The organism is Sulfitobacter sp. GN1-4 (assembly GCF_055693825.1).
Map to the genome: position 1 here is coordinate 332,252 of NZ_JBVFUQ010000003.1, position 13,168 is coordinate 345,419.

A 13,168-nucleotide genomic window follows, 5' to 3' on the forward strand; every position below is an offset into this window, starting at 1 on the left:
TGCTCCTGCAAGATTATATAGGCTTCAGAGTAAACCTATCTCTTGAAGTGGAAATGGCAAAAGCGATGAGCGGACAAAAAACCGTGACCCCGACCGCAAGCAGCCTTGCGGCCTCTGCAAAAGCTGCAAAATCGCGCGGATTGCCGCCGTTGGAGACGTGGAATCCACCGTTCTGTGGCGATCTGGACATGCATATCCGCCGCGATGGCACCTGGTTTTACGAAGGCACGCCCATCGGGCGGCATGAGTTGGTGAAACTCTTTTCAACGATTCTCTGGCGGGAGGGGGAGAAGTATTTCCTGGTCACGCCGGTGGAAAAGGTGGGGCTGACGGTTGAGGATGCGCCATTTGTCGCGGTTGATTTTGATGTCACGGGGGAAGGGACAGCGCAGGTGCTGAGCTTTACCACCAACGTGGATGATCAGGCCAAGGCGGGTGCAGCGCATCCCATTCGGGTGGTGCGGGATCCGGAAACGGGCGAGCCGTCGCCCTATGTGCTGATCCGTCGCAACCTGGAAGCGCTGATTGACCGCAAGAGCTTTTACCGGCTGGTCGATTTGGGCGTGCATCACGAGGGATGGTTTGGCGTCTGGTCGGGGGGCAGTTTTTTCAGATCATCCCGTCAGAGGAATTGCCCGACGTTTGATCGCCAAAGCGCGTGACCGGATCACCCGGCTGCCAGGGCGGATATTTCTGCATGATGGTGACAAAGCGGTCTGAGGCCAGGAAAGTGGCCAGCCAGGATTGCAGGTGCGGCCAGGGCTGCGCGTCGAACCATGTTTTGTCGATGAAGGCGAATTGACGCACGAAAGGCAGAATGGCGAAATCCGCGAGGGTGGGCGCGTGGGAAATCCAAGGGCCGAGGGCGGCGTTCAGGTCTGTGAGGAAAGCGGCCGCCTCATCGCGGTGCTCTTCGCGATTTTCGTCTGGGTAGCGGGCCGCGTATTTCGTGCGGTCCAAGGCATGTTTGAACGGCCCGTCGCAGCGCGCGATCCAGTCCCAGCCTGTCTGTGGCATATCGAGCCAGCCCGCAGGATCGTTCCGTTCAAGCGCCCAGATCATCACATCAAGGCTTTCGTCGATCACGCGGTCCGGCAGGACCAGACAGGGCACCGTGCCGCTGGGCGAGGCGTCCAGAAAAGCGGCGGGTTTGTCGCGCAGCAGGATTTCGCGCAAGACCACTGGCTGCGCGGCCTCGAGCACAGCCAGGCGCGCGCGCATCGCATAGGGGCAGCGGCGGAAGGAATAGAGGATTGGGGCCTCAGTCATTGTGCTGACCTGCGTCCCATTCTTTGAGGAAGCGCTTGGGGGCCATATCCCGCCAGCTTTGCCGCAAGCGGGCTTCGGCCCAGCCGGGATCAATGCGGCCTGCGGCGACCAGAAGGCAGCCGTGTTTGGCGTAATGGGGATGCAAAAGGAAGGTATCCGGGTCGGCGGCCACCAGTATCTCACGTTCTTCCAGGCTGCCTTTGAAAATCGCGGCGTCCACATAGGGCGACCACCAGGTCCACAATTTGCCATGCGCCTTGAGGTTTTCATTGCCCCAGCTGGTGGCAACCTCAACCTTTGGCAGGTTAAGCGACAGGCCGAAGGATTTGAGGGCGTCCCAGGTGTGGATCATAGGTTGGTGCCTGGCGGGGTTGGGGTGTGGTTCGGGGCTGCTGTTGGATTGAAGTTGTATTGGAAAGATGAAGCCGGGGGTGGCGCGCCTTAATGCGCCTCCGCCCAGTTGTGACCGGTGCCGGCATCGACGGTGAGTTTCACGTCCAGATGCACCACCGGGTCGTTGGCGTTTTCCATGACCTCGCGGGCGGCGGCGATGAGCGCGTCTTCTTGGCCGGTCTCCACTTCAAAGAGCAGTTCGTCGTGGACCTGCAAGAGCATCGTGGCGGGCAGGTCGGCGATGGCGTCTGGCATGCGGATCATTGCGCGGCGGATCACGTCAGCGGCGGTGCCTTGAATGGGCGCGTTGATGGCGGCACGGGCGGCAAAGCCAGCGCGGGGGCCTTTGGAGGCGATCTCGGGGGTGTGGATTTTCCGACCAAAGAGGGTTTGCACAAACCCATGTTCTTTGGCGAAGTCTTTGGTGTCGTCCATGTAGGTGCGGATGCCGGGGAAGCGTTCAAAGTAGCGGTCGATGAAGCCCTGTGCCTCACTGCGCGGGATGCGCAGGTTGCGGGCCAGGCCAAAGCCGGAGATGCCGTAGATCACGCCAAAGTTGATCGCTTTGGCGCGGCGGCGGACCTCTGGCGTCATCTCATCCATGGGCACATCGAACATCTCAGAGGCGGTCATGGCGTGGATGTCATCGCCGCGGGCGAAGGCGTCTTTGAGTGCGGGAATGTTGGCGATATGGGCCAGGATGCGCAATTCAATCTGGGAATAGTCGAGGGCGACCAGGGTTTTGCCGGGGGCAGCGACAAAGGCTTCGCGGATGCGGCGGCCTTCTTCGGTGCGGATCGGGATGTTTTGCAGGTTCGGATCGGTCGAGGCGAGGCGGCCGGTAGAGGCACCTGCGATGGAGTAAGACGTATGCACGCGGCCTGTGTCCGGGTTGATGTGGTCTTGCAGCGCGTCCGTATAGGTGGATTTTAGCTTGCTGAGCTGGCGCCAGTCTAGCACCCGGGCGGGCAGTTCGTGTTCTGTGGCGAGATCCTCAAGCACATCCGCGCCGGTGGCGTATTTGCCGGTCTTGCCCTTTTTGCCGCCCTCAAGCCCCATTTCTTCAAACAGGATTTCGCCCACTTGCGCAGGTGAGCCCACGTTGAATTTGCGGCCAGCGAGCGCGTAGAGTTCATCCTCCAGCCCGGCCATTTTTTGGGCAAAGGCGTTGGACATGCGGCTGAGCGTGTCGCGGTCCACCTGGATGCCGGAACGTTCCATTTGCGCCAGCACGGGAACCAGCGGGCGTTCGAGCGTTTCATAGACGCGGGTGACCTGCGCGGTGTGCAGCTGGGGTTTCAGAAGCTGCCAGAGCCGTAGGGTGATGTCGGCATCTTCTGCCGCATAGGGGGTGGCCTCTTCTAGCGGGACCTTGTCGAAGGTGATCGCGGATTTGCCGGACCCCAAGAGCGGTTTGATCGGGATAGGCGTGTGGCCCAGATAACGTTCCGACAGACTGTCCATGCTGTGATTGTGCAGGCCTGCGTGCTGGGCGTAGGACATCAGCATGGTGTCATCAAAAGGTGCCAGGGTGATGCCTACATTGGCAAAGATCTTGGCGTCATATTTCATGTTCTGCCCGATCTTGAGGATGCTGGGATCCTCGAGCATCGGCTTGAGCAGGGTCAGCGCCTCTTGCACCGGCATTTGGCCTTCGGCCAGATCATCTGAGCCAAAAAGATCATCGCCTCTGTTGGCCTTGTGAATGAGCGGGATGTAGCAGGCCTTGCCCGGCGCGGTGGCCAATGAGATGCCGACCAGATCGGCGGTCATTTCGTTCAGACCGGTCGTCTCTGTATCAACCGCGACGTAGCCAAGTTCATAAATACTGTCGATCCAGCGTTGCAGGGCGGTGGCATCGCCGACTTGCTCATAGGTGCTGGCATCAAAGGGGATGTCGGCCACTTTCGGCGCATCCGGGGCGGCGGGCGTGGCATCTTCGATCACAGGGGCCTCTGCCCCCAATTGGGTGGCGATGCGTTTGGTGAGGGTGCGAAACTCCATTTCAGCCAAGAACGCCAGCAGCGTTTCTGGTTCGGGGTCGCGCACTTCCAGATCGTCGAGGGTGAAATCAAGCGGGGTGTTTTCATCCAGCAGGACCAACTGCCGGGACAGGCGGATCTGGTCGGCGTGGTCAATCAGGGTCTGGCGGCGCTTGGGTTGCTTGATCTCTTCGGCGCGGGCCAGCAGGCTTTCCAGATCACCGTATTCGTTGATCAAAAGCGCTGCGGTCTTGATGCCAATGCCGGGGGCACCGGGCACGTTATCGACAGAATCGCCTGCCAGAGCCTGCACGTCTACCACGCGTTCAGGATAGACGCCGAATTTATCAAACACACCGTCGCGGTCGATGCGGTTGTTTTTCATCGCGTCCAACATCTCAACCCCGCCGCCCACCAGCTGCATCAGGTCTTTGTCAGAGCTAATGATGGTGCAGCGCCCACCGGCGGCGCGGGCCTGCACGGCGAGGGTGGCTATGATGTCGTCGGCCTCAAACCCCTCTTTCTCTTTGCAGGCGATGTTGAAGGCCTCTGTTGCTTGCCGGGTCAGCGGGATCTGCGGGCGCAGGTCCTCGGGCATCGCTTCGCGGGTGGCTTTGTATTGATCATAAAGATCGTTGCGGAACGTGTGGCTGCCCTTGTCAAAGATCACGGCTATGTGGGTGGGTTCATCACCGCCTTTGTGCTTTGACATTTGGCTCCAGAGCATATTGCAAAACACGCTTACTGCACCGGTCGGTGTTCCATCTGATCGATGGTTGTATTTTGGATCTCTATTTCCCGCTTGGAAAAACGCGCGAAAGATAAAGGCCGATCCGTCGATCAGATGGAGATGATGCCCTTTGCCAAATGCCATGCCCGCGCTCCTTTATGGTCGCAAGCTATGTGCCACACCCCGTCAGCCCATGCCAGACGTTGCTTGGCGATAATGGCTTAGCCCTGGGCGTTTTCGGCAAAATCTTCGTGCACGTATTTGCAATCGCAATAGCCACATTCAACCCAGCCCGTATCGCGGGGGATCTGCAGCCAAACGCGCGGGTGGCCCAACGCCCCTTCGCCCCCGTCACAGGCAATGCGGTAGCTGTTCACGATCCGGGTTTCTGGCGCGTCTTGGCTCATTGAGGTGTCCTTGGCTAAGGGAACTTGCTGGCCCGTTATGCCCAATGACGTGGCACGGGACAAGAGCGCGATTGCGGGCGCTCAGGACCGGTCAATGCGCAGCTGATAGCAGTTATTTCGGGCAGAGCGGACATGGATATAGGCCACCTTTGCGTTTTCAAAGAGCCTGGAGGCATAAGAAGGGATATCGGCCTTTGGAACGATGGCCCCGGTGCCGTAAAGGATGCGGTCATCCTCGCCATACCCTTTCAGCAGATAATCAGGCGAACTGTGCAGGATTTCAGGCATGTGCGCGCCACCGCCCTGTGCACAGGGGGCCGCGCAGAGGAAAATCGGGCCGGTTTCGGCATAGGGTTGCGCCACGTCAAAGGGGCGGTGGGCCAGGATCAGCATTTCATCGCCTTGGGGGATATCGCGCAAGCAGTGGCGACAGGGGTTGCCGCCCCCGTCTGAGATGTCGCGCTCAGCCGGTTGGCCATGGGCATCATGCCCCCCGTTTTGATAGGCGCGCACTGATGGCGTTGGCAGGGCGTGATAGATCATAGAAACCTCCATTTGAGGTATGAGATGCCTGAGGTGTCGGGCAAACCCAATCCGTTTCTTGCGCAACCGCCAAACAGCGCAAAAACGGTTCACGCCGCCGGGCCAACCCGTTACAACGCGTCAAAACAACCGCAGGCCGGAGCAGACCCATGGCATCCCTTAAACCCGTCGTTTTGTGCATCCTGGATGGGTGGGGCCTGAGCGAGACGCGCGAAGGGAATGCCCCGCTTTTGGCAAAGACGCCCACCGTTGACCGGATCATGGCCGATTGCCCCAATGCGACCTTGATCACCCATGGCCCTGATGTGGGGCCGCCCAGCGGGCAGATGGGCAATTCCGAAGTGGGCCATACCAACATTGGCGCGGGCCGTGTGGTGGCGATGGACCCGGGGCAGATTGATCTGGCCATCGAGGATGGCAGTTTTGCGAAGAACCCCGCCCTTGTTGATTTTGCCGCCCGGTTGAAAGCCACAGGCGGGACGGCGCATGTGCTGGGCGTTCTATCGGACGGCGGGGTGCACGGGCATCTCAATCATATGATTGCAACGGTCCGCGCGCTTGATTCCGCCGGCGTGCCCGTGTGCATCCATGCCATGACGGATGGCCGGGATGTGGCCCCTCGATCGGCGTTGGACTATGTCGCAACGCTTGAGGCGGCGCTGCCGCACGGTGCCCGGATTGCCACGGTGACCGGCCGCTATTTCGCGATGGACCGCGATACGCGTTGGGACCGCGTGGAAAAAGCCACGCGCGCTATTTTGCATGCCCAAGGGTTGCAGGCGGAAACAGCGACGGCAGCGGTTGAAGCAGCCTATGCGCGCGGGGAGGATGATGAGTTCATTCAGGCCACCGTTTTGCCGGGCTATGATGGCCCGCAGGACGCGGATGGCCTGTTCTGTCTGAACTTCCGCGCAGACCGCGCGCGGGAGGTTCTTTCTGCGCTGGCTGACCCCGCGTTTGATGCTTTTGATCCCGGCACCCGCCCGAGTTGGGCCGCACGGTTGGGCATGGCCCCCTATTCCACCCAGCACGACGCATATATGACAACAATGTACCGCAAGCCTGAGTTGCCCAACACGTTGGGGGCCTGGGTGGCCGGGCAGGGCCTGCGGCAGTTCCGCCTGGCAGAGACAGAGAAATATCCGCATGTGACGTTTTTTCTGAATGGCGGTGAAGAAACCCCCAGCGCGGGCGAAGACCGCCACATGCCCAAATCCCCCAACGTGGCCACCTATGATTTGCAGCCAGAGATGTCAGCAGCAGAGGTGACGGAGCGTTGTGTCGCGGCGGTCAACGCAGGCTATGACCTGATTGTCGTGAACTATGCCAACCCCGATATGGTGGGCCACACCGGGGATCTGGCGGCTGCAATTGCGGCTTGTGAAGCGGTTGATCACGGTCTTTCTGACGTGTTGGCCGCCTTAAAGGACGCGGGCGGTGCGATGATCCTGACAGCAGATCACGGCAATTGCGAAACCATGATTGATCCTGAAACCGGTGGGCCGCACACCGCCCATACGCTGAACCCCGTGCCAGTTGCGATGATCGGCGGGCCCGATGGGGCCACCTTGCGGGATGGCCGTCTGGCGGATTTGGCACCGAGTGTCTTGCAACTGATGGGCTTGGCGCAGCCTGCTGAAATGACGGGGAAATCACTGATTTCATGAGGCTCACGGCGATCTGTCTGGCGCTTTTGCTGCCCCTGAGCGCGCTGGCTGAAACGCCAGCGGCGGCGCAGGCGCGTGCGGCAGCAACAGCGTTAGAGGCCGCGTCAGCCATGCTGGATGAAGCGGACGGTGCGCGCGACCGGGTGCGTGCGCTTACTCAGACAATCCAGGCCTTTGAAACGGGTCTGGGGGCCATGCGCGCAGGCTTGCGCCAGGCCGCAGTGAACGAAGCACAGATGTCTGCCCGTTTGCAGGCCCGCGAGGCTGAGGTCGCCCAACTGCTGGGCGCCTTGCAAAGCATGGGCGGATCGGGCTCTCCGACCGCGTTGCTGCATCCAGATGGTGCGATGGGAACGGCGCGGGCGGGCATGCTCTTGGCTGAGCTGACACCTGCGTTGAATGCGCGCGCGGACTTGCTGCGCCGGGATCTGGAGAATGTGCAAACCCTGCGTACCTTGCAGGCCGATGCGGCCCGCCGTTTGCAAAACGGGCTGACCGAAGTTCAGGCTGCGCGCACCGCCCTTAATCAGGCGATGGCGGAACGCACAGATTTGCCGCGCCGGTTTACGGCTGATCCGGTGAGAACGGCGATACTGATCGCCTCCACGGAAACCCTGGATGGCTTTGCCTCTGGTCTGTCTGAGATCGTGACAGATGAGGTGGCCCCCGCCTCCGCCCGGCTGGATGGCAAGATCGGAGATCTGCCCTTGCCCGCCCAAGGGCTGATCCTGCGCCGCGCGGGCGAGGCTGACGCGGCAGGCGTTGTCCGCCCAGGCATCTTGCTCGCCACCCGCCCCGGCACAGTTGTCACCACGCCAGCCGCGGCCACGATCCGCTATATCGGGCCGTTGCTTGATTTCGGCAATGTCGTGATCCTTGAACCGCAGGCCGAAACGCTTTTTGTGCTGGCCGGGCTGGAAACCGTCTATGGCGAGGCAGGACAGGTCATTGCAGGTGGAACGCCCATTGGCTTGATGGGCGGAGCTGTGCCACAAGGAGGCGATGAATTGTCACCCCTTCGTGAAGCCACTGGCACTGAGTGGTCAGAAACGCTCTATATAGAAGTCAGAACAAACAACACGCCACAGGACCCAGCCGATTGGTTCCGAACGGACGAGGATAGATAAGAAATGAAAAAGTTTGTCATGGCCGCCCTTGGCGGCACCGTTGCAGGCGTGATCGCCACAACGCAGATCGCTGCCCCCTTGCTGGCACAAGAAAGCGCAAGGACAGAAAACGTGTATGAGCAGTTGGATCTGTTTGGTGACATCTTTGAACGCATCCGCGCGCAATATGTCGAGGAAACCGACAGCTCCGAACTGATCGAGGCCGCGATCAACGGGATGCTGACATCGCTGGACCCACATTCAAGCTATCTGTCCCCCAAGGACGCCGCCAAGATGCGCGAACAGACGCGCGGTGAATTTGGTGGCTTAGGCATTGAGGTCACGCAGGAAGAGGGCTTTGTCAAAGTCGTCTCTCCCATCGATGGCACGCCAGCGGCTGAGGCCGGGATTGAGGCGGGCGATTTCATCACCCACGTGGACGGCGAAAGCCTGCTGGGTCTGGTGCTGGACGATGCGGTTGAACTGATGCGCGGCCCCGTCGGTTCAGAGATCGTGATCACCGTGGTGCGCGAAGGCGAACAAGAACCCTTTGACGTCTCGATCATCCGCGACACCATCCAGCTGACCGCTGTGCGCGCCCGCACCGAAGGCGATACCGTTGTGTTGCGTCTGACCACGTTCAACGAACAGACCTATCCCAAGATGAAGGAATACCTTGAAGAACAGGTCGAAGCCGCAGGCGGTATGGACAACATCAACGGGTTGGTGCTCGACATGCGCAACAACCCCGGTGGCCTGTTGAACCAAGCGATTGCTGTCTCTGACGCCTTCCTGGAAGAGGGTGAGATTGTCAGCACCCGTGGCCGCGAACTGGCCGATGGGGACCGGGTGAACGCCACACCAGGCGACCTGGCGCAGGGCAAGCCGATTGTGGTGCTGATCAATGGCGGTTCAGCCTCAGCATCTGAGATTGTGGCTGGCGCGTTGCAAGATCACCGCCGCGCGATTGTCATTGGCACCAAGAGCTTTGGTAAGGGCTCTGTCCAAACGGTGATGCCGCTGCGTGGCAATGGGGCGATGCGCCTGACAACGGCGCGCTACTACACCCCTCAGGCCGGTCGATCCAGTCACTTGGCGTCTCCCCCGACATCGTGGTGCAACAGCCGCCTGTCACCCCCGAAAGCGAAGAGGCTGAGAATGACCGCCGCCCAAGCCGCTCTGAGGCGGATCTGCGGGGCAGCCTGAACAACGACAGCCTCACAGAAGATGAGATCAACCAGATCATGCAAGACCGCGAAAAGGCCGAAAAGGCAGCGGAGCTGCGCGAGGATGATTATCAGCTGGCCTATGCCATTGATATTCTCAAAGGCCTGTCGGCGCTGTCCGTCGCCGAATAAGCCGATCTGACGTTTCAAAGAACGGGCCGTGCCATTGGCGCGGCCCTTTTTTGTGACCCGCACAGGCGATGGGTGCGGGACGGGGGCAAGTGGGGTCACCATAGACAAAGGGCTGTTTGGAAATAGATACTAACGCCTATGCCCCAGACGTTGTTGCCGCTTCACAATTGATAGGACACCCATGACCCGCCTTAAGTGGCTAACGCTTGTATTCCTGCGCTACTACCGCAGCATGGGCCTGCGCGTTTTGCTCTATGCGCTTTTGTCCATTGCCGCGACGCTGATCAGCCCCTTTGTGAACCCCTATATTGGGCAGCGGTTCAGCACTGAGTTTGACTTTGCCTCGGTCACACCGGTGTTGACCATTCTGGCAACGACCATGCTGGCGGTCTCAACGTTTTCGCTCAACATCATGGTCAGCGCGCACCGGGCAGCAGCGGAAACCGCGACGCCGCGCATACATCGCGTGCTGCTCGAGGATACGACAACACAGTCCGTGCTGGCCGTGTTCATCGGTGCGTTTGTCTATTCGCTGGGGTCACTGGTATTGTTCCGGTTGGGGTTCTATCCGCAAGACGCCGCATTCGTAGTGATGGTAATCACAACGCTTGTTGTGGTGGCGGTGATTGTGTCGCTGCTGCGGTGGATCAACCACCTGACCACGCTTGGCAGCCTGGAGGACAGCCTGCAAACCGCCCGCCAGCGTGCAAAAGAGACGTTGGTCGCACAAGCCCGTCATCCTTGGTTCGGCGCGTCACCGCTGACCGAAGACACGGTGTTGCCCATTTCAACCACACCGCTTTGCGCGCCTGAGACGGGGTACTTACAGCTGATCGACATGGCCATGTTGCACCAGTGTCTGCCGCATAACGCCCAAGTTTATTTGGACGTCTCGCCTGGGTCGCATGTGCTGATCGGTCAGACCATTGGCCAGGTGGCCGGCGTCCACACCGATGACGTGCTGGACCAACTGACGCGCGCCTTTACCTTTGGGCCGGTGCGCACGCATGAGCAGGATGCAGCCTTTGGGCTGATCACACTGTCCGAAATTGCGTCCAAGGCGCTGTCCCCCGGCATTAACGATTCAGGCACAGCGATCGAAGTGCTGATGATCCTGAAATCCTTGCTCTGGGGTTTTCTGCGGGCAGATCCTAAAAGCACGACGCCAGATTTCCCGACCATCTTTGCGCGGTTCCCAGCGGCACCAGATTTTTTGCATGCCAGTTTCGCACCCATCGCGCGGGACGGGGCGGACCGTATTGAGGTGAGCTTGGCGCTTGTTGAAAGCCTTGCTGCGTTGTCACAGGCGGGGGACGACGCGCTGGCGATGGCCGCGCAGGAACTGGCGGCTGAGACCATCGCCCTTGCCCAGAAGAGAGGCTTACCAGAGCGCGACCTGAACCAGTTGCGCGCCGTGCAGTTTGCAACGGACACGTAAGGTAGCGCGCGGTGTCTCTCGCATGATGCGCCGGGGCAGGCCGCCCCCTGGCACGTCGCAGTTGGCTCAGACCGCCTCAACCAGCAAAGCAATGCCTTGCCCACCGCCGATGCACATCGTGGCGGCACCGCGCTTGGCTGAGCGGCGTTTCAGCTCATAAAGCAACTTCGTCGCGATGATCGCGCCGCTTGCCCCGACGGGGTGACCCAGGGCTACCGCGCCGCCGTTGGGGTTCACAATCGCTGGGTCCAACTCCAGCTGCGCGGTAACCGCGCAGGCCTGTGCGGCGAAGGCTTCGTTTGATTCCACAACGTCCAAATCCGCCGCAGTCCAGCCTGCTTTTTTCAACGCGATCTGCATGGCAGGCACAGGGCCCAGGCCCATCACTTCAGGGTCGACACCGGCATGGCCATAGGACACGACCCGGGCCATCGGCTCTAACCCGCGTTTTTCGGCCTCCTCTGCGGTCATCAGCACCAGCGATGCGGCCCCGTCATTGATGCCTGACGCGTTGCCCGCAGTGACTGTGCCGTCCTTTGAACGCAGGCCGCAACGCGGCCATCCCGTCCAAAGACACATCCCTGCGCACGTGCTCGTCTGTTTTGAACGCAAGCGTCTCTTTCCGCGACGTGACAGAGACCGGCACGATTTGATCCTCAAAATACCCCGCCTCAATCGCGGCAGAGGCGCGTCTGTGGCTTTCCACGGCAAAGGCATCCTGGGCCTCGCGGGTGATGTTCAGCCTTTCGGCCACATTCTCTGCGGTGATCCCCATGTGCCCATGACCAAAGGGGTCATTCAGCACGGCAAGCATCATGTCCACAGCGCCCGCGTCCCCCATTTTCTGGCCCCAGCGTGCGGCCTGAATGTGATATCCGCCACGGCTCATACATTCAGCGCCGCCTGTCAGGACGATGTTGGCATCGCCCAATGTGAGGGTCTGAATGCCCGAAACAATCGCCTGCAACCCGCTGCCGCACAGCCTGTTGACGGTCAGCGCTGCTGAGGTGTTGGGCACGCCTGCGGCAACAGAGATGGTGCGCGCCAAATACATGTCGCGCGCTTCAGTATGGATGACGTTGCCGTAAAAGGACTGCTCAACATCATCAGGCTGAACGCCGCTGCGTTCAATCGCCGCCTTCGCTGTGATCGCACCCAACTCGGTTGGGGAGAAGCCTTTCAATGACCCACCGAAACCTCCGATTGCCGTGCGGGCGGCGGAGACAATAACAACGTCTTTCATGATTTTCCTTTCAATCGCCTCCTACCCGGAGGCGTCAGACCCTTGGTCGTTTGGTATCAGGCGTTCGTGATGTGGTGAAGCCGCTTCAACGCTGCGCGATACTCTGCATCCATACGCCCGATCAGCTCTTTTGCTGGCGTGACTTGCGTGATTGCGCCCACGCCTTGGCCCGCGCTCCAGATGTCGCGCCAGGGTTTGGGGCCGGACTTGGTCTTGTCCCCCAAAAGGGACAGCTGGCCGGTTGTGCTGGGATCAACGCCCGTCTGCTCAAGAGAGGCGGACAGATAGTTCCCATGCACCCCGGTGACCGCCGCGGTTGTCACGATGTCCTGCGCCTGCGCCTGGCACAGCATATCCTGATACCCTTCCGGCGCATTGGCCTCGGTTGTGGCAATAAAGGGCGTGCCAACATAGCCGAAATCAGCCCCCGCCGCCTGCGCACCCAGCAATGAGGCACCAGAGGCGATGGCACCGGACAAAGCCAAGGGCCCATCAAACCACTGCCGGATTTCCTGCACCAAAGCGAAGGGCGATTGCGCGCCGGTATGCCCACCCGCGCCAGCGGCGACAGCGATCAGGCCATCGGCGCCTTTCTCAATGGCTTTGCGCGCAAAACGGTTGCTGATCACATCATGCAGGACAAGCGCGCCCGCTCCATGTGCAAGCTCATTCACTTCCTCGCGTGCGCCCAGCGATGTGATCCAGATCGGCACTTTCCAGCGCGCGCAAATCTCAATGTCACGCTCAAGGCGCTCGTTGGATTTATGCACGATCTGGTTGACCGCAAAGGGCGCGGCGGGCGTGTCAGAGTGGGCTTGGTTCCAGGCGTCCAACGTTTCCGTGATCTGCTTTAGCCAGGCCTCAAGCATGATGCCGTCGCCGTCTTTGTCGCGTGCGTTTAGCGCAGGCACGCTGCCGACGATCCCGGCCTGACATTGTGCGATCACCAATTCAGGGTTTGAGACGATGTACATGGGCGCGCCAATCATAGGCAGGCGCAAAGACTGCAGTTGGGCCGGAAGCGTCATTTTC

General features: G+C 60.4%; 10 protein-coding genes and 2 pseudogenes. 5 read left to right on the top strand and 7 right to left on the bottom strand.

The annotated features are described in order from the left end of the window. Window positions 1–65 precede the first annotated feature (65 nt). Window positions 66–662: a DUF1285 domain-containing protein gene (locus ACZ1HM_RS02200; protein ID WP_472744678.1), complete on the top strand. Its 597-nt coding sequence runs from the start codon at window positions 66–68 to the stop codon at window positions 660–662. On the opposite strand, the gene ACZ1HM_RS02205 is transcribed toward ACZ1HM_RS02200, so the two are convergent. The 5 genes from ACZ1HM_RS02205 to ACZ1HM_RS02225 all read right to left on the bottom strand — a co-directional run bounded on the left by ACZ1HM_RS02205 (window position 610) and on the right by ACZ1HM_RS02225 (window position 5,324). Continuing rightward, window positions 610–1,269, bottom strand: coding sequence for a glutathione S-transferase (locus ACZ1HM_RS02205; RefSeq protein WP_472744547.1), 660 nt, complete (start codon window positions 1,267–1,269; stop codon window positions 610–612). The two genes, ACZ1HM_RS02200 and ACZ1HM_RS02205, sit on opposite strands and share 53 nt — an antisense overlap. Further along, window positions 1,262–1,621, bottom strand: coding sequence for an MmcQ/YjbR family DNA-binding protein (locus tag ACZ1HM_RS02210; RefSeq protein ID WP_472741000.1), 360 nt, complete (start codon window positions 1,619–1,621; stop codon window positions 1,262–1,264). Before ACZ1HM_RS02210 ends, ACZ1HM_RS02205 begins: the two co-directional genes overlap by 8 nt. Window positions 1,622–1,710: 89 nt before the next feature. Next, entirely contained in the window at window positions 1,711–4,518 is a 2,808-nt protein-coding gene (gene polA / locus ACZ1HM_RS02215) for a DNA polymerase I (protein WP_472741001.1), read from the bottom strand. Between the two features lie 77 nt (window positions 4,519–4,595). Then, complete coding sequence (locus ACZ1HM_RS02220; protein ID WP_472741002.1) at window positions 4,596–4,781, bottom strand: zinc-finger domain-containing protein; 186 nt, start codon at window positions 4,779–4,781, stop codon at window positions 4,596–4,598. An 81-nt stretch (window positions 4,782–4,862) separates the two neighbouring features. Next, window positions 4,863–5,324 (bottom strand): DUF1203 domain-containing protein, encoded by a 462-nt coding sequence (locus ACZ1HM_RS02225; protein ID WP_472741003.1) that lies wholly within the window; start codon window positions 5,322–5,324, stop codon window positions 4,863–4,865. Window positions 5,325–5,473: 149 nt separating this feature from the next. Here ACZ1HM_RS02225 and gpmI point away from each other — a divergent pair, with 149 nt between their 5' ends. The 4 genes and pseudogenes from gpmI (at window position 5,474) to ACZ1HM_RS02245 (ending at window position 10,893) form a co-directional block, all read left to right on the top strand. Further along, window positions 5,474–6,991: a 2,3-bisphosphoglycerate-independent phosphoglycerate mutase gene (gene gpmI / locus ACZ1HM_RS02230; protein ID WP_472741004.1), complete on the top strand. Its 1,518-nt coding sequence runs from the start codon at window positions 5,474–5,476 to the stop codon at window positions 6,989–6,991. Further along, the gene (locus tag ACZ1HM_RS02235; protein WP_472741005.1) at window positions 6,988–8,118 is read left to right on the top strand and encodes a murein hydrolase activator EnvC family protein; all 1,131 of its coding nucleotides are present in this window, start codon (window positions 6,988–6,990) and stop codon (window positions 8,116–8,118) included. The genes gpmI and ACZ1HM_RS02235 overlap by 4 nt, the downstream gene beginning before the upstream one ends. A gap of 3 nt (window positions 8,119–8,121) precedes the next feature. After that, window positions 8,122–9,455, top strand: a pseudogene (locus tag ACZ1HM_RS02240) (S41 family peptidase). A gap of 181 nt (window positions 9,456–9,636) precedes the next feature. Then, on the top strand, window positions 9,637–10,893 hold the full coding sequence (locus tag ACZ1HM_RS02245; protein WP_472741006.1) for a DUF2254 domain-containing protein: 1,257 nt from the start codon (window positions 9,637–9,639) through the stop codon (window positions 10,891–10,893). A gap of 66 nt (window positions 10,894–10,959) precedes the next feature. Here the strand turns inward: ACZ1HM_RS02245 and bktB are convergent. Continuing rightward, window positions 10,960–12,136, bottom strand: a pseudogene (gene bktB / locus ACZ1HM_RS02250) (beta-ketothiolase BktB). A 56-nt stretch (window positions 12,137–12,192) separates the two neighbouring features. Beyond that, window positions 12,193–13,164 carry an NAD(P)H-dependent flavin oxidoreductase gene (locus tag ACZ1HM_RS02255; protein WP_472741007.1) on the bottom strand — a complete coding sequence of 324 codons (972 nt, stop codon included), beginning with the start codon at window positions 13,162–13,164 and terminating at the stop codon, window positions 12,193–12,195. Window positions 13,165–13,168 lie beyond the last annotated feature (4 nt).

What these genes read in the sequence shown, in the direction of transcription:
- ACZ1HM_RS02200 (WP_472744678.1), top strand. Translation starts at nt 66, where the DNA reads ATGAGCGGACAAAAAACCGTGACCCCGACCGCAAGCAGCCTTGCGGCC.
- ACZ1HM_RS02205 (WP_472744547.1), bottom strand. Translation starts at nt 1,269, where the DNA reads ATGACTGAGGCCCCAATCCTCTATTCCTTCCGCCGCTGCCCCTATGCG.
- ACZ1HM_RS02210 (WP_472741000.1), bottom strand. Translation starts at nt 1,621, where the DNA reads ATGATCCACACCTGGGACGCCCTCAAATCCTTCGGCCTGTCGCTTAAC.
- polA (WP_472741001.1), bottom strand. Translation starts at nt 4,518, where the DNA reads ATGGCATTTGGCAAAGGGCATCATCTCCATCTGATCGACGGATCGGCC.
- ACZ1HM_RS02220 (WP_472741002.1), bottom strand. Translation starts at nt 4,781, where the DNA reads ATGAGCCAAGACGCGCCAGAAACCCGGATCGTGAACAGCTACCGCATT.
- ACZ1HM_RS02225 (WP_472741003.1), bottom strand. Translation starts at nt 5,324, where the DNA reads ATGATCTATCACGCCCTGCCAACGCCATCAGTGCGCGCCTATCAAAAC.
- gpmI (WP_472741004.1), top strand. Translation starts at nt 5,474, where the DNA reads ATGGCATCCCTTAAACCCGTCGTTTTGTGCATCCTGGATGGGTGGGGC.
- ACZ1HM_RS02235 (WP_472741005.1), top strand. Translation starts at nt 6,988, where the DNA reads ATGAGGCTCACGGCGATCTGTCTGGCGCTTTTGCTGCCCCTGAGCGCG.
- ACZ1HM_RS02245 (WP_472741006.1), top strand. Translation starts at nt 9,637, where the DNA reads ATGACCCGCCTTAAGTGGCTAACGCTTGTATTCCTGCGCTACTACCGC.
- ACZ1HM_RS02255 (WP_472741007.1), bottom strand. Translation starts at nt 13,164, where the DNA reads ATGACGCTTCCGGCCCAACTGCAGTCTTTGCGCCTGCCTATGATTGGC.